This window comes from Frankiales bacterium, from assembly GCA_016125335.1.
Lineage (GTDB): Bacteria > Actinomycetota > Actinomycetes > S36-B12 > CAIYMF01 > Longivirga.
This window is the reverse complement of sequence record WGLY01000021.1, coordinates 32262-55972: the sequence shown is the minus strand read 5'-3', so window position 1 is coordinate 55972 and position 23711 is coordinate 32262. Positions and strand designations below refer to the sequence as shown.

Here is a 23711-nt window from a genome sequence, read left to right as displayed (position 1 = left end):
CGCGCTCACGTGCGCGCGGCCGCTTCGATCGCTGCTGCGCGGGCGTCACCGGTCGCCACCGGCACCACGGCGACGCCCATCGTCGCGAGCATGCGGGCCATGCCCTCGCCCACGTGGTCGACGGCGACCGTGTCGACGCCGTGCTCGCGCAGGAACCCGGCCACGCGTGCGTGGTGGGAGCCCTCGGTCCCCTCGTCGTGGGCGGTGTCCCACCCGACGTCGTGGACGCTCCAGGCGGCGATCCCGCCGTCCTCCACGCTGGCGACCGCGACGAGCCGCGCGCGGCCCCAGCGACGTCCGAGGCTGCCGTCGGCCTCGACGGGCAGCGCGATCCGGCGTACGACGCTCATGAGTCCTCCGATCCCTGCTGTGCCGGCCCGGTGTGGCGCACCTGCCGACGTGCGCTACTCTGAACCTATACCCCCTGGGGTATGTCGTCCGGAACCGTCCCTGACCTTCGGGAGTCCCCTGTGTGCACGCGAGTCACCTGCCGTTCCTGCGGAAAGCCGTCCTGGAGCGGGTGCGGCCAGCACGTCGACCAGGTGATGCGCGGCGTCCCGAAGTCGCAGCGCTGCGTCTGCCCGCCCAAGCCCTCGCTGGTCGAGCGGCTCTTCGGCGGCCGCAAGACCAAGGTCTGAGCCGGCACCTCGTCAGGGCAGCGCGCTCCAGCGCTGCACGGGGGCGCCGGCCACCGTGGCCCGTCCGGTCTCGCGCAGGTGCTCGAGGTGCGCCCCGGTCTCGGCGACCGCGGCGCGCCGCATGAAGCCGGTCACGCGCGACCAGCCACCGGACCACGAGATCCGCTCGGCGACCTCCCACGCGGTGCTGCCCGGGCTTGCCGAGATCACGTCGTGGATCTCCTGGCAGCGCTCGTGGTGGTGCGTCACGAGCGCGTGCGCGCGGTGGTCGACGCCCAGGAACCGGTACTCGTGGGCGGGCAGCACCTCCGCCGAGCGGTAGGCGGTCATCGCCTCCAGCGAGCGCAGGTACGCCGAGAGCGGCGGCTCGAGGTCGTGCGGCTGGAGCCCCACGTTCGGGCTGATGCGCGGCAGCACGTGGTCGCCGGTGAGCAGCACGTCCTCCACGGTGTCGTGGAAGCACAGGTGCCCCGGGGTGTGCCCCGGCGTCCACACCGCGCGGAACCGGCCCGCGTCGCCTGGCAGGTGCCCGGCGTCCTCGAGCAGCACGTCGGGCTGCGCCATCGCCACGAACTGCGCGAACGTGTCGGGACGCCAGCCGAGCTCGGCGCGCAGGTCCTCGGGCAGCCCGCAGCGGACGAGCCACTCCTGGTCGTGCGCGATCGCCTGCTCGGTCAGCTGGTCGCGCGAGGGCATCGTCGTCACCTCGAGCCGGTGCATGGCCACCCAGGCGCCGGAGGCGTCGCGCACCCGCGCGGTGAGGCCGTGGTGGTCCGGGTGAACGTGCGTGAGCGCGACCCCCACGACGTCGGCGAGCTCCACCCCTACCTCGCCGAGCCCGGCGAGCAGCGAGTCCCAGCCCTCCGCGGTGTCCCACCCCGGGTCGACGACGACCGGGCCGGCCGCGGTCATGAGCACGTAGCAGAGCGTGTAGCGCAACGGGTTGTTGGGGATCGGCACCGGCACCGACCACACGTCCGGCCGCACCCGCTCCACCGGAGGCAGCCGACGGGCCAGCCACGCCTCGCGCTGGGCCGTGCCGGTCACGCGCATCACCCGGCCATTGTGTGCGCCGCCCCTCCCGCGCCGGCCGCCGGGTCCGCGGGCCGCCTTCTCGGTTGACGCGCCGGTCAGGATGGAGCAGCCGCCCCGGACCACGGGAGCGACCGGGGAGGAGCGAGGGACGTGTCGGGATCCGACGCCGCGCAGGGGCCGTCGTGGCCGGAGGGGCTCGCGGCGCACCAGGTGCGCATCGCGCGTCCCACCGACCGGCTCGAGGCGGTGGTCGCGTTCTACGTCGACGGCCTCGGGCTGCGCTGGCTCGGCGGGTTCGAGGGGCACGCCGGCTACGACGGCGTCTTCGTCGGGCTGCCCGGGACGCCCTACCACCTCGAGTTCACACACCACGTCGACGGCAGCCCCGGCGACGTGCCGAGCGCGGAGCACCTCCTCGTGCTCTACCTCGGCACGGCAGAAGCGGTGCGCGCTGCGGCCCGACGCCTCGCAGAGCTGGGGCACCACGCGGTGCCCGCCGAGAACCCGTACTGGGACGGCGTCGGAGCGGTGACCGTGCCCGACCCCGATGGGTGGCGTGTGGTGCTCGTGCCGGGCCGCGGCCTGGCCTGACGCGCCCGTCGACCGCTCACTCCGGCAGGCGACCGGTCAGCACCACCTGCTCGGCCAGCACCTTCAGCTTGGTGTTGGTGCGCTGGCTGGCCCGGCTGAGTCGCTCGAGCGCGTCCTCCGCGCTGAGCCGCTGGGTGGCCATGAGGATGCCGACCGCGGTACCGATCATGCGGTTGCTCTCCAGCGCACGCTGGAGGTTCTCCGCCTCCTCGTGCTCCTGCGCACGGGCGAGCGCCACAGCCGCATGGGCCGCGAAGATCGCGCCAAGCACCATGGCCTCGTCGCTGAAGGCGTGCTGCCGGCTCGAGTACACGTTGAGCGATCCCAGCGAGTCGGCCTCGGTGAAGAGCCGGTAGGAGAGCATGGACCGGACGTCGAGGTCGCGCGTCAGCAGCGAGAAGCGCGGCCAGCGCTCGTCGGCCCACAGGTCACCGGTCCGGTAGACGCCCTCCGAGTAGAAGGCGTCCAGGCACGGTCCCTCGCCGGCGAGGTGCTGGCAGGCGTCGAGCTCGCGGGCCAGGTCGCCGGTGGCGGCCCGGGTCTCGAGCAGGCCGCGGCGTGCCACGCTCACCCCGACGACCTCGCAGCCCGGGATGGCGTCCCGAGCACGCAGCGCAAGGCGGTCGACGCGCTCCGCGACCGTGACGTCGTCGGACATGTCGAGCGCGAAGGCCGCGAAGCGGGCCGCTGCCGCGGTCCCGTCAGCGCCCTGACCAGGTAGGGGCCGGATCCGCTCGGCAGCTCGAGGCCCTGCACCCAGGCGTCGCCAGGAAGGTCGTTGACCGACATGACACGTCCTCCGTCCTCCGTCCTCCGTCCTCGGCGGACGTCGCCGTGCCCCGACGACCCCGACGCAAACCTGGATCCCGTGCGGCGCAGGCGCCTCGCACCCGCGGCGCGACGCCGCAGGGGGTTGCGCCCGGCCCGTCCGGTGACGGACAGTGGACGCGGTCAAGCAGCCGGCCTCCCCTTCGAACGAGGAGCCGGGATGGCTGCTGACGATCCGACCCGCATCGGCGGGACCACTGGCGACACCGGCGGGATCCCGGCGCTCGACGTCGTCCGCCTGGGCAGCCGCGCACAGTGGCAGGGCCCGGCCCCGGCCGAGTTCCGGGTCTGGATCTGGGGCGACATCGACATCATGCGTCGCCGCGAGCTCGACCGCATCGTCGAGGACTTCCGTGCCAGCGCCTGCCGCGACGCGGTCGTCGACCTCGAGGGCGTGCGGTTCATGGGCGCGGTGGGGCTCACGTTCCTCGTCATCATGCTCGGCGAGACCGAGCAGCGCTCCGGACGGCTGGCGCTGCTCAACCCGTCGGACGCCGTGCGGCACGTCCTGGACCTGACCGAGCTCGCGCCGCTGTTCCGCCTCGACGGCGCACGGCCGCACGACCCGGGACGGCCATGGCAGCGGCCGCCGACGGTGCGGCGCCTGCGCAGCGTCGACTGAGCAGCCCGGACGACGGCCCCGGTCAGCCCTCGGACGCGGTCGCGGGGAACGCCTCCACCAGCTCGTGCAGCGCGCGCAGCGGGATGCCGACCCAGTCCGGCCGGTTGCCCAGCTCGTAGCGCACCTCGTAGCAGGTCTTCTCGAGCATGAACGCGTCGAGCAGCAGGCGCAGCTCGGCCGTGTCCTCCGGCACGAACGGCTGCCCCGCCACGGCGTCGAGGTAGGAGGACAGGAACGACGCGCTCATCCACGCCGACCACGCGCGGGCCCACGGGCCGAGCCGCGCCTCGGCCGCGGCGGGCGAGGCGAAGCCGAGCCGCTCCACCTGGTCGCGCATGCCGACGTTGGCGGCGTAGTCGAAGCTGCGCAGCATGCCGGCCACATCGCGCAGCGGGGATCGCTTGATGCGCCGCTCACCGACGGACCGCGACGGCTCGCCCTCGAAGTCGATGATGACGAAGTCGCGCCCGGTCCAGAGCATCTGGCCGAGGTGGAAGTCGCCGTGGTGCCGCACGCGCGACACGTGCAGCCGCCGCGCGCGCAGCTGGTCGAGACGGTCGAGCAGCCGGTCCTCCGGCAGCGCGGCGACGAGCTGGGCCTGCTCCTCGTCCAGCCGCGCCCGCGGGGATCGCAGCATCCGCAGGGTGGCCCGGGTCTCGCCGAGGATGCTCTGGTACAGCGAGCGCTGGTAGAGGGTGGTGAAGGGCTCGGGGCGGAAGGCGGGGTCGTCGCCCCGGGCGAGCGCCTCGTGCATCTCCGCGGTGCGGCGTCCGATCTGGTCGGCCGAGGCGGCCCACGGGGCCAGCAGGTCGACCATCTCCTCCGGCAGCGGGGCCGGCGTGGACGAGAGCGGGTCCGCCGGCACGCGCGGCGGTGTGTCGGGCAGGGCCAGGACCTGCTCGGCGTAGAGGTTGAGCCGCTCGAGCACCCACTGCCAGGCGTCGCCGTCGTTGGCCACGAACTCGTGCATGGCGGCGAGGGTCACGGGCTCGCCGCGCGGACGCACGTACTCGACCGAGCCGAGCAGGCCCGCGCCCCCGGCGTAGCCCACCCGCTGAAGGTGGCGGCCCACCTCGAGCTCGGGGCTGGTCCCGTCGTCGAGCCGCCGGTACAGCTTGAGGATGGCCCGGTCGCCCACGCGGATCGAGGTGTTGGACTGCTCGCCGCGCAGCACCTTGGTGTCGGGCTCCTCCTCGGCCGGCCAGTCGCGCACGTCCGGCACGCTCCAGCCCCGCACCCGGCCGGCGCGTCCCTTGCGCTCGGACTGGCGCACCACCAGCCGCACGAGCGACGACGGCGTCTCGGTCTCGCCGAGCGCGTCGACGAGCAGGCCCTCGCGCCCGTCGCTGCGACGCACCCGCGCGATGAGGTTGCCCTCGGCCACCTCGTGGCCGCCGTCGGCGGGCAGCACCGCGACGGGCACGCAGTAGGTCTCCGGGTCGCCCTCGCTGAAGTCGACCTCCACCACGAGCAGCGTGCCGGACAGGGGCCGACGGCCGTCGAGGGGCACGGCGTCGAGCACGCTCACCGAGCGCACCACGCGCGCCTTGCCGTGGAACCACCGGCGCTGCGGCAGCCAGGCCGCCAGCGCACGGCCGATCCCCGACGCCGCACGGCGGGCCAGGGGGTCGTCGTCCATCGTCACGAGGGGCGCCTCGGACGGCGAGGCCGCGCCCTCCGACGTCGGCTGGGGCACGAGCCGGAACCAGTAGAACCCGTAGGGCGCCAGCGTGACGGCGTAGGGGCGCTCGGTCACGGGGGCGAACGGGGTGTGGCCGAACAGCTCCACGGGGGTGGCGCCCGCCAGGTCCCCGAGATCGAGCTCGGCCGCCTGCGCGTAGCGCGACAGGTTCGCCACGACGAGGAGGGTGTCGCCGTCGCCGGGCTCGCTCGGGGTGCGCAGGAAGGCGAGCACCTTCGGGTTGTCCGGCGTGAGGAAGCGCAGGCCCCCGTGGCCGAACGCGCGGTGGCTCGTGCGCAGCGAGATGAGCCGGTGCATCCACCACCACAACGAGTTCGCGTTGCCGCGCAGCGCCTCGACGTTGACCGTCTCGTAGTGGTAGTCCGGGTCGATGATCACCGGCAGGTAGAGCCGCTGCGGGTTCGCCTGCGAGAAGCCGGCGTTGCGGTCCGAGCTCCACTGCATCGGCGTGCGCACGCCGTCGCGGTCGCCGAGGTAGACGTTGTCGCCCATGCCGATCTCGTCGCCGTAGTACATGACGGGAGTGCCGGGGAGGGAGAACAGCACCGCGTTCAGCAGCTCGATCTTGCGACGGTCGCCCTGGAGCAGCGGCGCCAGCCGGCGGCGGATGCCCAGGTTGATGCGCATCCGCGGGTCGTGCGCGTACGTGCGGTACATGTAGTCGCGTTCCTCGTCGGTGACCATCTCGAGCGTGAGCTCGTCGTGGTTGCGCAGGAACGTCGCCCACTGGGCCGTGCCCGGGATCTCCGGCGTCTGCTCGAGGATGTCGACGATCGGGTGACGGTCCTCCCGGCGCAGGGCCATGTAGAGCCGAGGCATCAGCGGGAAGTGGAAGGCCATGTGGCACTCGTCGCCGTCGCCGAAGTACGCGACGGCGTCCTCCGGCCACTGGTTGGCCTCGGCGAGCAGCATGCGGTTGGGGTGGTGGGCGTCCACGTGCGCCCGCAGCATCCGCAGGAACTCGTGGGTCTTGGGGAGGTTCTCGCAGTTGGTGCCGTCCTCCTCGTAGAGGTACGGGATCGCGTCGAGGCGCACGCCGTCGACCCCCATGGCGAACCACTTGTCGAGCAGCCGGATCACCGCCCGCCGCACGGCGGGGCTCTCGAAGTTGAGGTCCGGCTGGTGGGAGTAGAAGCGGTGCCAGTAGTACTGCCCCGCGACCGGGTCCCACGTCCAGTTCGACGTCTCGAAGTCCTTGAAGATGATGCGCGCGTCGGCGTACTTCTCGGGCGTGTCGCTCCACACGTAGAAGTCGCGGTGCGCGCTGCCGCGCGGGGCGTTGCGGGCTCGCTGGAACCAGGCGTGCTCGTCGGACGTGTGGTTGATGACCAGCTCGGTGATCACGCGCAGGCCGCGCGCGTGGGCCTGGTCGAGGAAGCGCCGGAAGGCGCGCATGTCGCCGTAGCTCTCGTGCACGCCCTCGTAGTCGGCGATGTCGTAGCCGTCGTCGCGCAGGGGCGAGGGGTAGAACGGCAGCAGCCACACCGCCGTGACCCCGAGGTCCTGGAGGTAGTCCAGCCGGCTCGTGAGCCCGCCGAAGTCGCCTATCCCGTCACCGTTCGAGTCCGCGAACGCCTTCACGTGCAGCTGGTAGATGACTGCGTCCTTGTACCAGGTGGGGTCGTCGGACAGGAGCGGTTCGGGAGACACCGTCGTCGCCTCGCAAGGAGTTGGGAGTCACGTGCGGTCGCCCTTCAGTCAACCTGCTCGGGCTCCTCCCGTCGACCGGTCCTCCGACATCGGCGACGACCGCGATCGTCGTCTCGCCCCGTCACCTGTCCCTGAGCCCCACGATCGATCCCGTCCTGCTCGCGCCGGGACCACTGCCGATCAGTTCTGCCGCGGCCGGGTCGTGCGCCTCTGCACCCGACGACGTCGACCGGCCCATGCTCTGGGCACGTGGACGCCGACGGTGACGCCGGGCCGCCCCGATGCTCGCGACCACGAGGACGATCAGCGCGAGCCACGAGGCCCACGACAGGACGTTCTTGACCGCCGAGCCGAGCTGGACGAGCCGGTAGGCCCACGTCGGGTCGCCGCCGGCCAGGAGCGCCCAGGCGCCGACGTTCTCGACGTAGTCGCCGACCGCCACGAGGAGGGGGAGGACGACGAGCCACCGCAACGACCGACGACGACGGGTGAGAAGGAGAAGAGCGGCGACGAGGAACGCCGCCGTGACGCTCGGGAACAGCAGGTCCAGCACCTGCAGGTGCAGGTACGCCGCGGAGCCCGCCGAGCGGCAGCCCGCCATGAACGCGGCCACGGCGTCGGCGTCCGGGGCGAAGCGCACGTCCGGCGCCGGGCTGCCGCAGCCGTCGACGACCGCGGGCAGCGAGCCCCAGGCGTGGGTCGCGAACATCCACCCGCTCATCACGAGCCAGAGCGCCGCCGCCACCACGGCGGCGACCGCGGTCCGGGACGTCCCACCATTAGTACGAGTTCGTAGTTTCATGGCAGGGATACTACGAACTCGCAGTAGACTCCGCAAGTGCCTTCCGACGCCATCCCCGCAGTCCCGTCCAACGTGCTGTTCGAGGTGTGGCTGCTCTCGCGCCGCGCGTACCGGCTCCTCGACGGCTCCCTGCGGGAGAGCGGGCTGAGCGCGGACGAGTTCGCGGTCTACTCGCTGCTCGTCGCGGCCCCACGCTCGCCGAGCTGGCTCGCGCAGTGGATGGCCGCGCCGCTGACCACCGTCTCCAGCTACGTGCGCCGCTTCGAGCAGCGCGGCCACGTGACGCGCGAGCCGGACCCCGCCGACGCCCGCTCCTACCGGCTCGCGCTCACCGACGCCGGACGGGCCGCGCACCGTGCCGCCGGCGAGCTCTTCCTCGGGGTGCTCGCGTCGGTCGAGGCGGACCTCGGCCCGGGTCTCGATGACGCCCGGCAGGAGATCGTCCGCACGGCAGCCGCCATCGACCGCGCGGCGTCAGCGACCATGTGACGGCGCGTCATCCCGTGCGGCACACACCGCGCCGGGCGACCTCCCGGGAAGAGGAGGCGCACCGGTCGACGCGGGTGATCTGCGGTCAGTAGGCGCTGGACCGGTCCTCGGCGGCGGAGCCCTCGAGCACAGAGGAGAACTCCGCGGCCGTCATCGGCTTGGAGAACATCGGGTAGTCGTAGGTGATCGCGTTGGCGTGCTCCTCGGCGCTGGTGGCGCCGACGCAGTCGGTGAGCGTGATGACCTCGAACCCCTTCTCGTACGCCGAGCGCATCGTCGACTCCACGCAGCAGTTGGTGAGGAAGCCGCCCAGGGCGACGGTCTCCACGCCCTTGCTGCGCAGGATGAAGTCGAGGTTGGTGCTCGCGAAGGCGTCGAGCCCGCGCTTGCCCTCGAGCACGATGTCGCCCGGCTCCGGGGACACCTCCTCGACGAACGCGGCCCCCCAGCTGCCCTTCACGAACGCGTTGGTGTCGACGACGCCCTTGAGGATCCCGTAGGGGTGCGCGGTGATCTCGCCGTAGCCCTCGGCGAACTGGATGGGCGCGTGGATGATGGTCGCCCCGGCGTCGCGGGCCGCGGCCACCGCCTCCTGCGTGTGCTTGATCATCTCCGTGGCTGCCATCGAGTCCTTGACGGCGTCGTGCAGGGCGCCGCCCTCGCTGGTGAAGTCGTTCTGGAACTCGACGAGCACGACCGCTGTCTTCTTCGGGTCCATGTCCAGCCTCCGGGTGGGTGTCGCGTCGAACCGCCCTGCGGCGCCGTCACCACCAGGGCGTCTCCGGCCGTCCTACCACAGGCAGCGGGCCTGCGACAGTGGACGGCGGCCGCCGGTCACCGGGTCAGCTCGGCCACCTTCGCCAGGGCCTGCGGCGAGCGGTGCTCGCCCTCCATGCGGTCGCCCTCCACCCAGCAGGCGTGGGTGCCCGCCGAGATGCGCTCCGGGAGCACGATCGTGCAGATCGGGCCGGCCGCGATGTCGCGCGCGTCGAGCACCAGGCACTCGGAGCGGTCCTGGGCCATGTCGGTGACGAAGGTGATGACGTAGCCGTCGTCCTCGGAGGCGAAGCCCTCCCGCAGCGCGACGCAGACCTCGGAGCCGTACCGCTGCTCGCCGTACTCGTAGCGGGTCATCTCGCCGGTGCGGACGTCGTACTTCTTGACGCCGGTCATCAGCCAGTGGCCCGGCATGAACAGGCTGTTGTAGCTGTAGCGGTAGCTGCGGCCCACGAAGTCGTTGCTGACGATGGGGAACTCCGTCACCTCGTCGTCGAGGTCGAGCTCGCGCACCTCGCCGGTCGCCATGTTGAACATCCAGCGGTGCAGGTGGGTGTGCGTGGTGTGCTTGTCGAGCTGACGGGCGATCCGCGCGATGACGTCGTCGGCCGCGCCCACCGGCGGGTGCACCGGGTGGTCCCAGATGCAGCCGTCCTGCACGACCCAGTCGCCGTCCTCGAAGCAGTTGCCGAGGTGCATCACGAAGCAGGGCTCGGCCTCGAACCAGCGCACGTCGGCGTCGGTGCCGTAACGCGGGATCACCCCGAAGCGGGCCGGCAGCTCGGGGTGGAACTCGATCCTGCGCACCCCCTGCCGCAGCCCCTCGGGGTTGAAGAAGAGCGGGAGGTCGTGGAGCACGGAGTAGTGCTCGGTCATGCCCAGGTCGTGCGGCCAGCGCGCCCCGGGCAGCTCGATCGGTACGTAGTGCACGAGGTTGTCGGCCTTGTTCACGACGCCGTAGTTCATGAACGGCGCCTTCTCCGGGTAGTTGAAGAAGATCATCTCCCCGGTCGCGGCGTCGACCTTGTAGTGCGACGAGACGCCGTCGGGCACGAGGCAGCCCCACTGCTTGACGCCGGTCGTCTCCAGCGTGGCCGGGCTCAGGCTCCACGGCTCGCTGCCCTGCGACATCGACGCGATGAGGGCGCCGGCGTGGGCGATGACGTCGGTGCCGGCGTTGTCCTTCATCGAGCCCATCGCGCCCCAGCCGCGCCGCTGGTACTGGCCCGGCTGGAGCAGGCCCGGCCACAGCGACCGCCCGCCGGCCCCCTGCTCGGCGAGGAAGCCGGTGGTGCGCACGAACTTGTTGCGGTACTCGCACGTCCCGTCGCGGAACCGCATGGCGTGCAGCATCCCGTCGCCGTCGAAGGGGTGGTAGATCCCCAGCGGCGCCTGGGCCTGGTTGTGCGTGTTGCGGATGTAGACGCCGTCGAGGTCGGTCGGGATCGCGCCGATGACGGTCATCTCGTCGCCCGACACCGCGAACTCGTTGCGCTGCGGCCGGAACGGCCCGCGCAGGTAGGGGTTGTCGGTGTCGTCCTCCTTGGGCACCGTGATGATCAGCGCGTCGGCCATCTCGAACATCGGCTCCTCGATTCCCTCGGTGGTGCGGTGACGTCAGACGCCGAGCCTGCGGGCGAGGAAGTCCTCGACCAGCCCGTGGTACTCCTCCGGCCGCTCGGCGAAGCCGTAGTGGCCGACGCCGGCGATCTCGGCGTACTCGGCGTCCGGCAGCTGCTCGGCGATGAACTGCATGCCGTCCGGCGGGCACGCCGGGTCGTGCTCGCCGGCGATGGCCAGTGCGGGCACGGTCTGCGCGCGCAGCGTCTCGACCCCGTCGACGTACTCGGTGATGGCGGTCATCGAGACCTTGAAGGTCTCGGTGCTCATCTCGCACACGACGTCCATCACACGATCGACGAGCGGTCCGCTCGATTCTGGGCCGATCATCGTGGCGAGCAGCGCGGGGGCGTACTCGCCCACGGATTGGCCTGCGGTGATCGGGTCGACCCGCTCGGCGATGAAGGCGGCGCGCTCCTCGGGCGTGCGGGTGTTGAGCCCGGCCGAGGTCGACGAGAGCACCAGCGCGTCGACGCGGTCGTGCACGAGCAGCGCGGCGCGCGGTGCGATGAGCCCGCCCATGGAGTGCCCCAGCAGCACGTTGCGCTCGCCGCCGGTCGCCGCCACGAGCTCCGCCGCGACCTCGCCGAAGGACTCGATCGAGGGGGAGTCGATGCCGGGGCTGCCGCCGTAGCCGGGGCAGTGCCAGACCACGACACGGCGGCCACGCGCGACGAGCCGGTCCCGCGTGTCGGCGAAGTACCTGCCGTCGCCGTAGGCGCCGTGCAGCAGGAAGACGGTGATGTCGCCGGAGCCGGTGATCTCGTGGGCGGGCAGCGGACGTGTCATGCGGTCTCCTCGTGCAGGGAGGGGCGGGACGCCGGGGTGGCCGCGAGCCAGGCGGCGAGCTCCCCGGCCAGCGCGGCCGGCTGCTCGGCCGGCAGCATGTGGCCTGCGCCGGGCACCAGCGCGAACGCGGCACCCGCGCGGGCGGCGGCCTCGCGGCGCGGGCCGGGGGGCACCACCTGGTCGCCGTCGGCTGCGACGAGCAGCAGCGGCACGTCTGTGTCGAGGAGGAGCTGCTCGCGATCGGGGCGGCTGGCGCAGGCGGCGAGGTGCGCCACGTAGCGCTCGACGCCGTACTCCTCGACGCCGCGACGCCGCTTCGCGGCGAGCACCGCGTCGTCGGCGTTGTCCGGGTGGTAGAGCAGGTCGGCGCGGGCAGTCGCCATGGCGATGTAGTCGCCCGTGCGCGCGGCCTCGGCGGTCGTCAGCCGCGCCTGCGCCTGGGCCGGGGTGTCGGCGTACCCGCCGGAGCACACCAGGGCGACGGCCTCGAGCCGCTCCGGTGCGAGCGCGAGCATCGCGACCACGACGTAGCCGCCGAAGGAGTGGCCCACGGCCACGAAGCGGTCCGGTAGCTCCTCGAGCAGCGCGGCGGCGATCGCGTCGATGTCGTCGAGCGGCGGGCAGTCGACGGCCCGGGCGGCGAGGTGCGACGGCAGGTGGCTCACGACGTCGTCCCACACGCCCGCCGAGTTGTTGAGCCCCGGCACGAGCACGAGGTCGCGCGCTCCCTCGCCACCGCCCGACGGCGCGTGGGGGCGCAGCGGCTCGCCGGTGCGCACCTGGGCCAACGCCGTCCTCCTGGATCCGGGGGCTATCAGTGGGTGGACTCGAGGGACCGTGCCACCGCGAGCATCTGCTCGAGGTGGGAGGCCATCAGCCGCTGCGCCCGCGCGCCGTTGCCGCGGCGGACGGCGTCGAGGATCGCGACGTGCTCGCGGTGCCAGCGGGCCGGCCCGTCGTGGGTGTGGGCCGCGAGCAGCGAGACGTTGCGCGGGCCCGTGGTGACCGAGCGGAGCAGGCCGGCGAAGACGGGGTTGCCCGTGGTGCGGGCGAGCTGGTGGTGGAACGACGACGCCTCGCTCGACGCCGCGTCGCCGGCGCTGAGGTCGTGCTGCACGTCGAGGGCCGCCGTGAGCAGCTCGAGGTCGTCGTCGGTGCGCCGCTCGGCAGCCAGCCTGGTGGCCGACGGCTCGAAGGCCAGGCGGGCCTCGAGCGCGTCGCCGATCGAGGTGTTGACCGTGAACAGCACGTCGGCGAAGCGGGTGACGGTGTCGTCCGAGGGGCTGGCGGTGAGGTAGACGCCGGAGCCGTGCCGGGTCTCGACCAGCCCGATCGCGGCGAGCGAGGCGAGCGCCTGGCGCAGCGAGTGCCGCGACACCCCGAGCCTCGCGGCCAGCTCGCGCTCCGAGGGGAGCGCGTCGCCGGGGCCGAGCTCGCCGTCGGCGATGAGCCCTCGCAGGTGGTCGCGGATCTGGTCGGGCAGCGGCACGCGCACGGGCTGGAACGCCTTCTGCATGCGCGCGCCTTCCCTCGTGCCCCTGCCGGAGCCCACGTCGAGCACGGTGGCTGACTGGTTGAACCACTTGAGGCTAGGGGCGGGACGACGCAGCGGTCAAGGGTGCGGCTCCGGTGCGATCACCGGCCGGCGGCGACGGCCCAGGGGCGGCTGCCGGCGACGAGGGATGCGCCACGCGGCCGCCACCGGGTCCTCGTCGGAGGCGGCCGCCCTTCGTAGCCTGGAGCGATGATCACGACTGCTGCGAACCCCTGCGACCCGAGCTCCACCGTCTGCAACTGGGTGTACGACGCCACCGGCAAGGACTGGCTGGCCACGACGCTCGACTGGATCGTGGCGCGACCGCTGTCGATCCTGTTCATCGTGCTCGTCGGCTTCGTCGTGCGCTGGCTGCTCTTCCGGCTGATCACCAAGGTCGTGGACCGCGCCGCGACCGGGATGCTGCCGCAGGCGCTCACCATCGGTCGCAGCCCGGAGGAGCAGGTGGCCTACGACGCGACCCTCGAGCGGCGGAAGCAGCGCGCCCACACGCTCGGATCGGTCCTGCGCAGCCTCACGACCGCCGTCGTGTTCGCGATCGTGTTCGTGATCCTGCTCGCCGAGCTGGGCTACGACATCGGCCCCATCATCGCCGGCGCCGGCATCGCCGGCATCGCGCTGGGCTTCGGCGCCCAGAGCCTGGTGAGCGACTTCATCGCCGGGATGTTCATGCTCTTCGAGGACCAGTACGGCGTGGGCGACGTGATCGACATCGGCGGCGCGAGCGGCACCGTCGAGGCCGTCACCCTGCGGGTCACCCGGCTGCGCGACGTCAACGGCACGGTCTGGTTCGTGCGCAACGGCGAGCTCACCCGCGTGGGCAACAAGAGCCAGAACTGGGCACGCACGGTGCTCGACGTCTCCGTCGCCTACGGCGAGGACATCAGCCGGGTGAAGGAGGTGCTCCTCGAGGAGGCGAACGAGCTGCGCGCCACCGCGGACTTCGAGGCGCTCATCCTCGAGGAGCCCGAGGTGTGGGGGATCGAGAGCCTCGGCTCCGACGGCATCGACGTCCGGGTGGTGCTCAAGACCGCGCCGCTGGCCCAGTGGGCCGTGGCCCGCGCGCTGCGCGAGCGCATCAAGAGGCGCTTCGACGCCGAGGGCATCGAGATCCCCTTCCCGCAGCGCGTCGTCTGGCAGCGCGAGACCCCGGTGGGCGCCGGCACCTGACCGGTGCCCAGCCGGTCAGGCCGACGCCGCGGTGGTGCCCGCGAGGATGGCGCGCCCGGGGTTGAGAAGGCCCTGGGGGTCGAAGGCCTGCTTGACCTGCGCCTGCAGGCGTCGCTCGACCGGGCCGAGGGAGTGGTGCAGCCACGGCACCTTGAGCGAGCCGACACCGTGCTCCCCGGTCACCGTGCCGTCGAGCCGCAGGGCGATGTCGAGGATCTCGGCGAACGCCTTCTCGGCGCGGCTCCCGGCCGCTGCGTCGCCGCGAGGGATCACGATCGTCGGGTGCAGGTTTCCGTCGCCGGCGTGGCCGAACGTGCCGATCCGGACGTCGTGCCTCCTGGCGGTCTCATGCACGCCGCGGAGCAGCGCAGCCACGGCAGGGACCGGCACCGAGACATCGTCGAGAAGCGTGCGCCCCTGACGTTCCAGCGCCGGGTAGGCCTGTCGACGGACGTGCAGCAGCATGTCCGCCTCCAGGCGGTCCGATGCGACGGCCGCGTAGTCCGCGCCCGCCGTCTCGCAGGCTCGACGCACGAGGGAGAGCTCCGCCTCGGCGTCGTTCGCGTCCGACTGGATCACGAGAAGCGCGGCCGTGCCCGGGTCGAGCCCCATGGGCTCCATCTCCTCGACGGCCCGGAGCGTCACCGAGTCGAGGATCTCGAGCATCGACGGAACGGCCCCGCAGGTCGTGATCCCGGCGACCGCGGAGGCCGCCGTGTCGAGGCTCGCGAAGGTGGCGACCATCGTGAGCGGAACCGCGGAGGCGGGACGGAGACGGAGGGTGGCGGCGGTCGTCACGGCCAGCGTGCCCTCCGATCCGATCAGCAGCCCGCGCAGGTCGTATCCGGCCACGTCCTTCCTCGCCCTGCGGCCGACCCGCAGCGGCGAGCCGTCGATCAGGAGCGCGTCGATGTGCTGCACCCAGTCGCCGGTGACGCCGTACTTGAGGCAGCACAGGCCACCGGCGTTGGTCGCGATGTTCCCGCCGATGGTGCAGAACGCCGCGCTGGCCGGATCGGGCGGGTAGTACAGGCCCCTCCTGGCTGCGGCGGCCTTCACGTCGCCCGTCAGCGCTCCGGCCTGGGCGCGCACCGTCAGCGTCTCCGGGTCGGCTTCGTCGACGGCCGTGAGGCGGTCGAGGACGAGCGTGACCGCGCCGTCGACGCCGTTGGCGCCACCGCTGAGGCCTGAGCCGGCGCCGCGAGGCACCACCGGTACGCCGCGATCGCTCGCCCAGCTCAGGACGGCGGCCGCGTCCTCCGCGTCACCGGCCAGCACCACGGCCAGGGGCGCTCCGGCTGCGGCGCCCTCGGCGCGGTCCCGGGCGTAGGACAGCATGAGCGACGGGTCGTCGATCACCGCAGAGCGCGGGGCGAGCCGTGCCAGGTCCCGCTGCGCCGCCCGGCCCGGGCTCGTGGTCACCAGCAGCCTCCGGACACTCGTCAGGCGGGGTCGACTGCGATCGCGTCGATCTCGAACTTGACGACGCCGCCGAGACATCCGATCAGCGTCGTGCGGGCCGGGAGGGGCTGGTCGAAGTACTCCCGGTAGACCGAGTTGAACGTGGGGAGGTCCGCGGGGTCGTCCACGTAGGCGCGGACCTGCGCCACGTCGTGCAGGCTCAGTCCGGCGCCCTCGAGGACGCGACGGAGATTCTCGATGGAGCGGCGCATCTCGCCGGCGAAGTCGTCCGGCACGAGGCGGCCCTCGTCGTCGACGGACGCCTGGCCGGAGACGAACACGAGCGCACCGGCTCGCACCGCCGGCGAGAAGGGGAGGTGGCTGGTCGGCACGCCGGTGCCGACGACGGGTTCCTTGCGCACGAAGCTCTCCTCCTGTGTCACGGACCGGGGGGCGTGGCGCCCGGTGCTGCGGCGTCCCAGTCCCAGGTACGACACGTCTGGCGCTGGGCACCGAGCCCGTCGATGCTCAGCTCCATCACGTCACCGGGCCTCAGGTAGGGGAAGCGGCCGGAGAGAGCGACACCCTCGGGAGTTCCCGTGCTCACGATGTCGCCCGGTTCGAGAACCATGTACTGACTGATGTGCCACAGCAGGAACGGGACGTCGAAGATCATGTCCGCGGTGCTGGAGTCCTGCCGCGCCTCACCGTTCACGAACGAGCGGAGGCGAAGGGCGGAGGGGTCCTCTATCTCGTCGATCGGCACGAGCCACGGGCCCAACGGGTTGAACGTCTCGCAGCTCTTCCCCTTCGACCACTGCCCGCCGGACTCGCGGAGCTGGAACGCGCGCTCGGACACGTCGTTGGCGACAGCGAGACCTGCGATGCAGGAGAGCGCCGCGTCGGGGGAGTCGAGGTAGCGAGCGCGGCTGCCCACCACGAAGGCGAGCTCCACCTCCCAGTCCGTCTCGGTGCTGCCGCGCGGGATCCGCACGTCGTCGTAGGGGCCGACCAGCGTGTTGGGGGCCTTGAAGAAGATGACAGGCACCTCGGGTGGCGTCGCGCCCGTCTCGGCCGCGTGCGCCCGGTAGTTCATGCCGACGCACACGAGCGAGCCAGGACGCACGACCGGAGGCCCCACACGCAGGCCCGAACCGTCTCCGGGGTCGTCCATCACCGCCAGCGCGCCCGCGGCGACGGCATCCCGTGCCCGTGCGATGCCGTGGTCCGCCAGGAACGGGCCGTCGATGTCGTCGGTCAGGGTGCTGAGGTCGTACAGAGTCCCGCCGACCCGGGCCGCGGGGCGCTCGGAGCCGGCAGGGCCCAGGCGCAGGAGCTCCATCAGTCCTCCCTTTCTTGGGGCAGTGACACGCGCAGACGCAGGAGGCGGATGCCGGTGGGACCGCCTTCCTCGCACCAGAAGGCGACCGCGACCGACCGCGATCCGTCCGCACGCTCGGGCTCGACGACGACGCTCGGATAGCCGAACTTCAGAGCACTGAGCTCCTCGCCGACCGAGGCGCTCCCCCCCATGCCGGAGCCGGCACCGTTCCAGAGGAGCGAGGACGACAGCGTCTCCCAGCCGCCTCCCTGCGGACCTACGCGAGCGACCGACGCCCACAGGCCCGGTTCGTCGTGCCGGCGGTACACCGCCAGGACGGTCGAGCCGCCCAGCGAGGCGACCTTCGCAGTCTGCGCGTGGATGCCCGTCGCGACAGGGTCGCCGAAGCGCGCGTCCCCGGGCCCGGTCATCACAGCCGTGGTGGGCAGCGTGCTGCCGTCCTGGACCTGGACCGACCACACCAGCGCGAGCAGCCTCCCGTCGTCGAGCTCGACCATCGACTGCTCCCAGGAGACGACGCCGCGGTCCCACTGGTCGACGACCTCGAGGTGATCCGGCCAGCTGACCCCGCCGTCGTCGGAGAGCAGAGCAACCGCGCGCATGCCCCCGGGCGAAGTGCCGTCCCAGCGCATCCACGTCGAGGTCGGCCACAGGATCCTGCCCGACGCGAGCTCCAGCGGGGCGTGACAGGTCTCGAACGGTCCCGGCAGCGCCGGCGCGATGACACGCGGCACGCTCCAGGTCCGCCCTTCGTCCTCGCTGGACGTGAGCACCAGCTCCATCTCGGTGTAGCCCAGGCCAGGGTGGTTGATGAGGCCTCGGTCCGCGTCCGCACGCAGGAAGCGCGGACCGACGCCCAGGAGCCGGCCGTCGGAGAGGCGGCCGACCCGGATCGAGTGGGTGGCGCGGGGAGCGGGCTCCGGCGGCACGAGCCGAAGGGGGTCCGACCAGGTGCGGCCGTCGTCGTCCGAGCGGCTCACGTGCGTCGCGTAGTCGTGGCTCTCGGGTGCCTGGCCGAGGTCGAAGGAGCAGAGCCAGGACGACGCGCCCAGGCGGACGAGGGAGGGATGCCAGGCTCCGACAGCCACGAGCTCGGGCCGGGGGTTGCGGAAGACGACATCCGAACCGACCAGCTCGATCATCCGGCGCTCCCGGCCGGTCCCAGCTCGAGGCCCGCCTCGATGCAGTCCTCCACGAGCTCGTCGAGGGTCTCGTCCGTGGTGGCCAACCCCGGCACGCCCGTGATCACGCGAGACAGCCCCAGCTCCCGCCACAGGGCGAAAGCCTCGGCGCGGCGCGGCAGCGAGGACGCTCGCTCGGCGTCGGCGAAGGAGATCTCGTCCGGACGCATCATGCGCTGACCCCCGGTCGACCTCAGGCCGGCCCAGTCCAGGCTCGGCGGCACGCTGATCGACGCCGCGAGCGACCTGGGGTCCCGGTCGATCTCGTGGCACCGCTCGCGCAGCACCGCAAGAGCCGACTCGGTCTGCGCCGGCAGCACGTCCAGGTTGATCTCGTCGCAGTACCTGGCCGCGAGCCGGAACGTGATCTCGGGCCCGTGCCCCCCGATGAGGATCGGGATGCGGGGCGAGCGCACAGACCTCGGGTTGTTGACCGCGCCCGCGACGCGGGCGTACTGGCCGTCGAACGAGACCGGCGGCTCCCGCCGGTCCACCATCCGCGTGATGATCTCGAGATGCTCCCCGAGCATCCGGAGCCGCTCCCTGGTCGGGAGGAAGGGATACCCGAAGGCCTCGAACTCGTCCTGGCGGAAGCCCGCTCCCAGACCGAGGGTGAGTCGGCCACCGCTCACGACGTCCAGGGTCGAGGCCATCTTGGCCGTGAGGGCCGGGTTGCGGAAGGTCGTGTTCAGCACGGTGAAACCGAGCCCGATCCGATGGACCTGGGGAGCCAGCGCCGCCGTGAGGGTCATGCACTCGAGCAGCGTCTGCTCGCCACCCCACTTGGTGAGCACGTGCTCACCGGTCCACAGGGAGTCGAAGCCGCGCTGCTCGGCGAGGTGCGCGATCTCCACGACGCGGTCGTAGGCCCGGACCGGGTCCCAGCCCGCGAACTCGCCGAACCAGCCCTGGGGCAGGATCAGACCGACCCTCATGCCATGGGCTCCTCGGGAGGCACCCTGCCGGCCTCAGCGAGGAGCTCGAGGCAGCGGCGGGCGGCGAACGCGTGCAGGTCGGCGTGGGACTCGCGCGAGGTCGCCGCGAGGTGCTGCGTCAGCAGGACGTTGGGCAGGCCCAGCAGGGGGTCGTGCTCACGGTCGGGCGGCTCGGTCTCACGCACGTCGAGTGCGACCGCGCCCACGTGGCCCGAACGGAGTGCGGCGGCCAGTGCGCTCTCGTCGACGAGCCCCCCACGGGCGACGTTGACGAGGGTGGCGCCGGGCTTCATCCGCTGGATGCGGTCGGCGTCGAGCAGGTGGCGCGACGAGCCGGTGAGGGCGCTGCACAGGATGACGACGTCGCTGCGCCCGAGCAGCTGGTCCAGGTCGAGCATCGCCATGCCCTCGACCGGGGATGCGTCCAGGAACGGGTCGTGCCCGACCACGGTCGCGCCGAAGGCCGCGACCTTCGCGGCGACCTGGCTGCCGATCCGTCCCACTCCCACGACGCCGACCGTGCGACCGCGCAGCCTGCGGATCTCGAAGAGGTCCTGGCGCTGGTACACGTCCCAGTTGCCCACCGACGCCTCGGTGGCGAAGGGCACGAGCCGCCGGAAGGACGCGAGGAGCAGGAGCACGGCGTGGTCGGAGACCTCGTCGGTGCAGTACCCGGCGATGTTCGTCACCGGCAGTCCCCGGGCCGCCGCGGCCTCGAGGTCCACGTTGTCCATGCCCACCCGGTAGCAGAGGATGCCCACACACCTGTCGAGCCGGTCCATCACCTCGACGGGAAGGGGTTCGGACACCACGAGGACGTCGGCCAGCCCGAGCTGCTCGTCGTCGGCCCGGTCACCGTCGGGGACGACGAGGTCCACGCCACGCCCGTCGAGCAGGTCCCGCTCCGTGTCGTAGTCCCACGGCACCTCGCGGATGGGGTCGTAGACGAGCACCCGCGGACGTCCCTGCGGAGTCGTCACGTCGCGATCCGCCGCCCGGACACCGCGTCGAACAGGTGCACCCGACCGGGCCGCACCTCGGCCTCGACGCGATCGCCGATCACCACCGGCAGATCGGGCTCCACCCGCGCGGTCACTGTCGCCCCGCCGACACCGAGCTCGACGAAGGTGTCCGATCCGGTCGGCTCCATCAGCTCCACCTGCGCCTTGAAGGTGTGACCCGACTCGCTGCTGCCCTGGCCGATGGACACGTGCTCCGCCCGGAAGCCGGCGATCACCCGCAGCCACTCCCCGTCCTGCAGCCCGATCGCCTGCGCCGTCCCGAGGGACAGGCGGAGGTCCGGAGCCACGAACACGACGTCGTCGGCGTGCCGCTCGAGGGTGCCCTCGATCAGGCTCATGCGCGGCTTGCCGATGAACGTGGCCACGTACGTGTTGGCCGGCCGGTTGTAGATCTCCTGCTGGGGCCCGTACTGGACGACCTGGCCCTCCGACATGACGGCGATCAGGTCGGAGAGGGCCATCGCCTCCTCCTGGTCGTGCGTCACGAAGATGGTCGTCGTGCCCAGGCTCAGGTGCAGCCTCTTCACCTCGGTGCGCATCCGCGACCGGAGAGCCGCGTCGAGGTTGCTGAAAGGCTCGTCCAGCAGGAAGACGTCGGGCTCCTTCACCATGGCTCGACCGAGTGCCACCCGCTGCTGCTGGCCCCCGGAGAGCTGGCCCGGCTTGCGGTCCAGCAGGGAGTCGATCGCCAGCATGCCGGCGACGTCCTTCACCCGGCGCTGGATCACGTCCTTGGCGTAGCGCTGGAGCTTGAGCGAGAACGCCATGTTCCCGAACACGCTCATGTGGGGGTACAGCGCGTAGTTCTGGAAGACGATGGCCATTCCGCGCTCGTTCGGCGGCGTCCGCGTGATGTCGCGGTCGCCGAGCAGGATCCGCCCTGAATCCGGCTGATCCAGGCCGGCGATCAGGCCGAGCGTCGTCGTCTTGCCGCAGCCCGAGGGACCCAGCAGAGTCACGAAGTTGCCATCCGGCAGGTCCAAGGACAGCTCGTCCAGGACCGTCACGCGGCCGTACTTCTTGACCACCTTGTCCAGGTGCACCGAAGACACGGTCAGCCCTCCTCACTGAGGCTGACCGGCAGCCCCGTCGCAGCGCAGGACTCGACCGCGTCCAGCATCCGTTGGGTGGCGAGTCCCTCTCGCCCGTTGACGAGCGGCGGCTGCCCGGTCTCGACCGCGCGGACGAGGTCGTCGAGCTCCCGACGATAGGCCTCGAGCCGTCCCGCGCTGGTGGGGTCGAGTGGGTCGAACGGCGGCTGCTCGTAGACGGTGGTCCACCCTCCGTCCGTGCCGAGCCGAACCGCCCCGTAGGCGTCGACGTCCACCATGCCGCGGGATCCGCAGACCAGGAGCTGGAGCGCCGACCCGAGCCGCGGCTCGGGCACCTCGTAGCTCATCCAGACGCTGGCCATCACGTCGTTCGCGAACCGGTACGTCGCCATCACGCTCTGACCGGGCGGAGGGGAGTCCGAGAAGGTGTGGTACTGCGCGTAGGCCATGGTGGGCTCGGACCCCACGAACCACCGGAGCACGTCGCAGCCGTGCGCACCCCAGTCCGCGTAGCAGCGCATCTGCTGGTGGTCGAGCTTCCACTCGTCCTGCGTCTCCGACATGTCCCACCAGGCGTCGAGCCCGGTCACCCGGACCATGCGGACCTCGCCGATGGCGCCGTCGTCGATCAGCCGCTTGGCGGCCATCGGCGAGTTGCGGAAGCGGTGCTGGGAGACCACCGCGAGCTGTGTCCCGGCGCGCTCGCACGCCTCCACCATGGCCCGGCACTCCGCCGAGTCACGGGCCATCGGCTTCTCCACCAGGACGTGCTTGCCGGCGGCTGCCGCAGCGGCCGTCTGGTCCCTGTGCGCGTTGGGTGGGGACGTGATGACAACGACGTCGATGTCCTCACGCGCGAGGAGCGCATCGACGGACGGCTCGAGGTCGATGTCGAAGTCCTGCGCGAGCGCGACGGCGCGGCGGCCGCCGGCGACGGCACGCACTGGCGTGCCGTCGCCGGACCGGGCCACCTGTGCCCACGTGCGACCCATGAACCCCGAGCCGACGATGCCGATCCCGTGCTGCATCCAACCACTCCGTCACAGTTGCGCGGTCTCGGCCGGCCGGCCGACCCGTCTCAGGCCGCCAGGTACTGGACGATCAGCTGCTGCACCGCCTTGACCGTCTCCGAGTGCGCCTGCTCCGCGGTCCACGTGCCCTTGAACAGGTTTGTGATGCCGAGGAGGAACGGCGCGTTCCAGTTGTACGGGGCGTTGCCCGGCCAGGTGAGCTGGGCCTTCGCCTGCTCCGCGAGCAGCGGAGCGATCGGGAACGCGTCCTTGACCTGCGGGTCGCTGCCCACCGAGATGCTCGCCGGCGGGAGCACCGTGCCGGCCTGGCCGAGCACGAGCTGCTTCTGGAACTCGGGGCCACACATGTACTTCACGAACGCCAGCGCGGCGTCCTGGTTCTTGCCGAACTTGTTCACGCCGAAGCCCTCGGACACGATGATGCTGCCGCTCGTGCCCGCGTTGATCCCGGGCATGACCATGACGCCGACGTCGTCCTTGCTGATCGACACCTTGTACTGCGGGTCCGTGCTCTGCGTCTGGGCCCAGAAGCCGACGGTGTTGATCTCCGACGCCGCGAGCCCCTGGTTGAAGAGGATCTGCGAGTCGGCGTCGCCGCCGGCGGTCGCACCCGCGGCACCGAAGAACTTGGTCTGGAAGCCCTTCTCGACGGTCTTCCAGGTCTGGAGGGCCTGGTCGTTGTCGAAGAGCAGCTCGGTCTTGTCCTCGTTGAAGAGCTGGCCACCCAGCGAGTTGTAGAAGGAGATCCAGTAGGGGACGCCGATGGACGTCCACGGCGTCGCGTTGGCGTCCTTGCCCGTGCTGAGCAGCTGCGGCGCGAGGGCGAACAACTCGTCCCATGTGGTCGGGACCTTCGTGGGGTCGAGACCGGCTGCGCTCCAGAGCTTCTTGTTGTAGATGAAGAACTCCATGTCGGCGAAGAGCGGCGCCGCGTAGAGCTTGCCCCCCTTGGACAGCTGCCCCAGCGCGGCCGGGAGGAGGTCGCTGGTGGCGCCGCCCAGGTCGCCGAGGTCGAGGTAGATCTTGTCGCCGAAGTTCGAGACGAAGTCCACGGACCCGAAGAGCACGTCGTAGTGCGGGTCCTTCGACACGATCATCGTCGCGTAGTCGGTCGCCCGCTCGGCGTACGGGATCACCTGGGCGTTGACCGTGACGCCGTACTTGTCGGCCCAGAGCTTGCCGGCCGCCTGTGCCGCCTGTACGTCGGTGGGGTTGCAGCCGACGTTGAGGGTGATGCCCTTGAAGCTGGACGGGTCGACGGACCCCGTCGCCGCTGAGCTCGCGTCCGTGGTCGTGCTCCCGGTGCTGCAGCCGGCGAGCGCCGCGGTCCCGGCGATCGCGAGGAATCCGCTGAGCTTCAGCATGTTGCGGCGGCTGATGCTCGCCCCCGTGATGCCGTTGGGGTCAGAGGGGAAGATCCCGTTTGTGGTCACCTTGTGAACACCCTTCGATGTGTGTTGCGGGCTTGAGGACGCGAGG

At 71.8% G+C, this 23711-nt stretch carries 23 protein-coding genes; 4 read left to right on the top strand and 19 right to left on the bottom strand.

Features of this window, described 5'->3' with window-relative positions; all coding sequences use genetic code 11:
- Positions 1-5: 5 nt before the first annotated feature.
- Together GC157_12395 and GC157_12390 are read right to left on the bottom strand one after the other, a co-directional pair.
- A complete protein-coding gene (locus GC157_12395; protein ID MBI1378265.1) occupies positions 6-350 on the bottom strand; it encodes a hypothetical protein in 345 nt (114 codons plus the stop codon).
- A gap of 300 nt (positions 351-650) precedes the next feature.
- Positions 651-1691, bottom strand: a complete 1041-nt coding sequence (locus GC157_12390; protein MBI1378264.1) for an MBL fold metallo-hydrolase — start codon at positions 1689-1691, stop codon at positions 651-653.
- Positions 1692-1823: 132 nt separating this feature from the next.
- Here GC157_12390 and GC157_12385 point away from each other — a divergent pair, with 132 nt between their 5' ends.
- Positions 1824-2264, top strand: a complete 441-nt coding sequence (locus GC157_12385) for a VOC family protein (GenBank protein MBI1378263.1) — start codon at positions 1824-1826, stop codon at positions 2262-2264.
- Between the two features lie 16 nt (positions 2265-2280).
- On the opposite strand, the gene GC157_12380 is transcribed toward GC157_12385, so the two are convergent.
- Positions 2281-2922 (bottom strand): ANTAR domain-containing protein, encoded by a 642-nt coding sequence (locus tag GC157_12380; GenBank protein ID MBI1378262.1) that lies wholly within the window; start codon positions 2920-2922, stop codon positions 2281-2283.
- A 129-nt stretch (positions 2923-3051) separates the two neighbouring features.
- Here GC157_12380 and GC157_12375 point away from each other — a divergent pair, with 129 nt between their 5' ends.
- A complete protein-coding gene (locus tag GC157_12375; protein MBI1378261.1) occupies positions 3052-3714 on the top strand; it encodes an STAS domain-containing protein in 663 nt (220 codons plus the stop codon).
- 22 nt (positions 3715-3736) lie between these two features.
- Here GC157_12375 and treS read toward each other — a convergent pair whose 3' ends face one another.
- Both treS and GC157_12365 read right to left on the bottom strand, forming a co-directional pair.
- Positions 3737-7066, bottom strand: a complete 3330-nt coding sequence (treS, locus tag GC157_12370; GenBank protein MBI1378260.1) for a maltose alpha-D-glucosyltransferase — start codon at positions 7064-7066, stop codon at positions 3737-3739.
- 121 nt (positions 7067-7187) lie between these two features.
- Complete coding sequence (locus tag GC157_12365; protein ID MBI1378259.1) at positions 7188-7868, bottom strand: hypothetical protein; 681 nt, start codon at positions 7866-7868, stop codon at positions 7188-7190.
- A gap of 36 nt (positions 7869-7904) precedes the next feature.
- Here GC157_12365 and GC157_12360 point away from each other — a divergent pair, with 36 nt between their 5' ends.
- The gene (locus GC157_12360; protein ID MBI1378258.1) at positions 7905-8357 is read left to right on the top strand and encodes a winged helix DNA-binding protein; all 453 of its coding nucleotides are present in this window, start codon (positions 7905-7907) and stop codon (positions 8355-8357) included.
- Between the two features lie 85 nt (positions 8358-8442).
- On the opposite strand, the gene GC157_12355 is transcribed toward GC157_12360, so the two are convergent.
- The 5 genes from GC157_12355 to GC157_12335 form a co-directional block, all read right to left on the bottom strand.
- Positions 8443-9075 carry an isochorismatase family protein gene (locus GC157_12355; protein MBI1378257.1) on the bottom strand — a complete coding sequence of 211 codons (633 nt, stop codon included), beginning with the start codon at positions 9073-9075 and terminating at the stop codon, positions 8443-8445.
- A gap of 116 nt (positions 9076-9191) precedes the next feature.
- Entirely contained in the window at positions 9192-10718 is a 1527-nt protein-coding gene (locus tag GC157_12350; GenBank protein ID MBI1378256.1) for a carotenoid oxygenase, read from the bottom strand.
- Between the two features lie 33 nt (positions 10719-10751).
- Complete coding sequence (locus GC157_12345; GenBank protein MBI1378255.1) at positions 10752-11543, bottom strand: alpha/beta fold hydrolase; 792 nt, start codon at positions 11541-11543, stop codon at positions 10752-10754.
- Positions 11540-12487 carry an alpha/beta fold hydrolase gene (locus GC157_12340; GenBank protein ID MBI1378254.1) on the bottom strand — a complete coding sequence of 316 codons (948 nt, stop codon included), beginning with the start codon at positions 12485-12487 and terminating at the stop codon, positions 11540-11542. Before GC157_12340 ends, GC157_12345 begins: the two co-directional genes overlap by 4 nt.
- Complete coding sequence (locus GC157_12335) at positions 12358-13059, bottom strand: FCD domain-containing protein (GenBank protein MBI1378253.1); 702 nt, start codon at positions 13057-13059, stop codon at positions 12358-12360. The genes GC157_12340 and GC157_12335 overlap by 130 nt, the downstream gene beginning before the upstream one ends.
- A 228-nt stretch (positions 13060-13287) precedes the next feature.
- On the opposite strand from GC157_12335, the gene GC157_12330 reads away from it, so the two are divergent.
- Complete coding sequence (locus tag GC157_12330) at positions 13288-14268, top strand: mechanosensitive ion channel (protein MBI1378252.1); 981 nt, start codon at positions 13288-13290, stop codon at positions 14266-14268.
- A gap of 15 nt (positions 14269-14283) precedes the next feature.
- On the opposite strand, the gene GC157_12325 is transcribed toward GC157_12330, so the two are convergent.
- The 9 genes from GC157_12325 to GC157_12285 are packed head-to-tail and all read right to left on the bottom strand — an operon-like array spanning position 14284 to position 23665.
- Complete coding sequence (locus GC157_12325) at positions 14284-15768, bottom strand: FAD-binding protein (GenBank protein ID MBI1378251.1); 1485 nt, start codon at positions 15766-15768, stop codon at positions 14284-14286.
- Complete coding sequence (locus tag GC157_12320) at positions 15711-16091, bottom strand: RidA family protein (GenBank protein MBI1378250.1); 381 nt, start codon at positions 16089-16091, stop codon at positions 15711-15713. The genes GC157_12325 and GC157_12320 overlap by 58 nt, the downstream gene beginning before the upstream one ends.
- A gap of 17 nt (positions 16092-16108) precedes the next feature.
- A complete protein-coding gene (locus GC157_12315; GenBank protein ID MBI1378249.1) occupies positions 16109-17011 on the bottom strand; it encodes an FAA hydrolase family protein in 903 nt (300 codons plus the stop codon).
- Positions 17011-18153 carry a hypothetical protein gene (locus tag GC157_12310; GenBank protein ID MBI1378248.1) on the bottom strand — a complete coding sequence of 381 codons (1143 nt, stop codon included), beginning with the start codon at positions 18151-18153 and terminating at the stop codon, positions 17011-17013. The genes GC157_12315 and GC157_12310 overlap by 1 nt, the downstream gene beginning before the upstream one ends.
- Positions 18150-19127 carry an LLM class flavin-dependent oxidoreductase gene (locus GC157_12305; GenBank protein MBI1378247.1) on the bottom strand — a complete coding sequence of 326 codons (978 nt, stop codon included), beginning with the start codon at positions 19125-19127 and terminating at the stop codon, positions 18150-18152. Before GC157_12305 ends, GC157_12310 begins: the two co-directional genes overlap by 4 nt.
- The gene (locus GC157_12300) at positions 19124-20107 is read right to left on the bottom strand and encodes a C-terminal binding protein (GenBank protein ID MBI1378246.1); all 984 of its coding nucleotides are present in this window, start codon (positions 20105-20107) and stop codon (positions 19124-19126) included. Before GC157_12300 ends, GC157_12305 begins: the two co-directional genes overlap by 4 nt.
- On the bottom strand, positions 20104-21201 hold the full coding sequence (locus tag GC157_12295; protein MBI1378245.1) for an ATP-binding cassette domain-containing protein: 1098 nt from the start codon (positions 21199-21201) through the stop codon (positions 20104-20106). The genes GC157_12300 and GC157_12295 overlap by 4 nt, the downstream gene beginning before the upstream one ends.
- Before the next feature lie 2 nt (positions 21202-21203).
- On the bottom strand, positions 21204-22229 hold the full coding sequence (locus GC157_12290; protein ID MBI1378244.1) for a hypothetical protein: 1026 nt from the start codon (positions 22227-22229) through the stop codon (positions 21204-21206).
- 50 nt (positions 22230-22279) lie between these two features.
- Positions 22280-23665, bottom strand: coding sequence for an extracellular solute-binding protein (locus GC157_12285; GenBank protein MBI1378243.1), 1386 nt, complete (start codon positions 23663-23665; stop codon positions 22280-22282).
- Positions 23666-23711 lie beyond the last annotated feature (46 nt).

Excerpts from the sequence above, each read along its gene's own strand:
- GC157_12395 (MBI1378265.1), bottom strand. The coding sequence starts at position 350 with ATGAGCGTCGTACGCCGGATCGCGCTGCCCGTCGAGGCCGACGGCAGC.
- GC157_12390 (MBI1378264.1), bottom strand. The coding sequence starts at position 1,691 with ATGCGCGTGACCGGCACGGCCCAGCGCGAGGCGTGGCTGGCCCGTCGG.
- GC157_12380 (MBI1378262.1), bottom strand. The coding sequence starts at position 2,922 with ATGTCCGACGACGTCACGGTCGCGGAGCGCGTCGACCGCCTTGCGCTG.
- GC157_12375 (MBI1378261.1), top strand. The coding sequence starts at position 3,052 with ATGACACGTCCTCCGTCCTCCGTCCTCCGTCCTCGGCGGACGTCGCCG.
- GC157_12365 (MBI1378259.1), bottom strand. The coding sequence starts at position 7,868 with ATGAAACTACGAACTCGTACTAATGGTGGGACGTCCCGGACCGCGGTC.
- GC157_12355 (MBI1378257.1), bottom strand. The coding sequence starts at position 9,075 with ATGGACCCGAAGAAGACAGCGGTCGTGCTCGTCGAGTTCCAGAACGAC.
- GC157_12350 (MBI1378256.1), bottom strand. The coding sequence starts at position 10,718 with ATGTTCGAGATGGCCGACGCGCTGATCATCACGGTGCCCAAGGAGGAC.
- GC157_12345 (MBI1378255.1), bottom strand. The coding sequence starts at position 11,543 with ATGACACGTCCGCTGCCCGCCCACGAGATCACCGGCTCCGGCGACATC.
- GC157_12335 (MBI1378253.1), bottom strand. The coding sequence starts at position 13,059 with ATGCAGAAGGCGTTCCAGCCCGTGCGCGTGCCGCTGCCCGACCAGATC.
- GC157_12330 (MBI1378252.1), top strand. The coding sequence starts at position 13,288 with ATGATCACGACTGCTGCGAACCCCTGCGACCCGAGCTCCACCGTCTGC.
- GC157_12325 (MBI1378251.1), bottom strand. The coding sequence starts at position 15,768 with ATGTCTCGGCGGCGTCGTCAAGTTCGAGATCGACGCGATCGCAGTCGA.
- GC157_12315 (MBI1378249.1), bottom strand. The coding sequence starts at position 17,011 with ATGGAGCTCCTGCGCCTGGGCCCTGCCGGCTCCGAGCGCCCCGCGGCC.
- GC157_12310 (MBI1378248.1), bottom strand. The coding sequence starts at position 18,153 with ATGATCGAGCTGGTCGGTTCGGATGTCGTCTTCCGCAACCCCCGGCCC.
- GC157_12305 (MBI1378247.1), bottom strand. The coding sequence starts at position 19,127 with ATGAGGGTCGGTCTGATCCTGCCCCAGGGCTGGTTCGGCGAGTTCGCG.
- GC157_12290 (MBI1378244.1), bottom strand. The coding sequence starts at position 22,229 with ATGCAGCACGGGATCGGCATCGTCGGCTCGGGGTTCATGGGTCGCACG.